This window comes from Roseisolibacter sp. H3M3-2, assembly GCF_029211165.1.
In the GTDB taxonomy this organism is placed as follows: domain Bacteria; phylum Gemmatimonadota; class Gemmatimonadetes; order Gemmatimonadales; family Gemmatimonadaceae; genus Roseisolibacter.
Genome location: NZ_JARGEK010000761.1, coordinates 1 through 692 on the forward strand (window position 1 = coordinate 1; position 692 = coordinate 692).

Here is a 692-nt window from a genome sequence, read left to right on the forward strand (position 1 = left end):
CGACTTGCCGCCGCCGCCGCGCCGGGCGCCCCCGCCAGCAGCACCGCGGCCGCCAGCGCCAGCGCGCCGGCGAACACGCGCGCCGCGATCGAGACCCGGACGGGGGCGCGCAGCGTCTCCACGTCAGTACCGGTCGGCGCGCGTGGCCGCGTACGGCCGCCCGAACTTGTTCAGGTGCGGCGCCGCCACCCACGTCCGCGCGTCGAGCGTCGCGCGCACCGCCCCCTCCGCCGGCACGACGACCTCCTGCCGCGCCGCCGACGCCGCGCGCTCGTGCCACGCGTGCAGCACGTACCGCCCCGGCGGCACGCCGGCCAGCGCGAACGCGCCGTCGGCGCCCGGCCGCGCCACCCACGGCGTCGGCACCGCGACGACGAAGCTCACCATCTTCGAGTGGATGTTGCAGTAGATCGCGTAGACGCCCGGGCGCGCGAACGTCTGCGCGCGCGTGGCGCCGCGCCGGTACAGCCCGAGGTCGAACGGCCCCTCGTCGGCGTTGGAGAAGACGTTGTGGCTGAACGGGTCGCGGTTCGGGAACGCGACCGCGCGCCCCGCGGCCACCGGCAGCACGTGCGGCAGGAACTCGCGCCCCCGCATCACGATCGAGTCCGGGGCCGGCGCGGCGGCCGCGCGCGCCGGCGCGTCGCGCGGCACGAGCCACACCACCGCGCCGCGCACGTCGCCAGGCGCCG

General features: G+C 78.8%; 1 protein-coding gene. It reads right to left on the bottom strand.

Translation table 11 applies throughout. The features are described 5' to 3' along the window. Positions 1 to 123: 123 nt before the first annotated feature. On the bottom strand, positions 124 to 692 hold a 569-nt coding region (locus PYV61_RS26250; RefSeq protein WP_275836841.1), incomplete at its 5' end, for a carboxypeptidase regulatory-like domain-containing protein.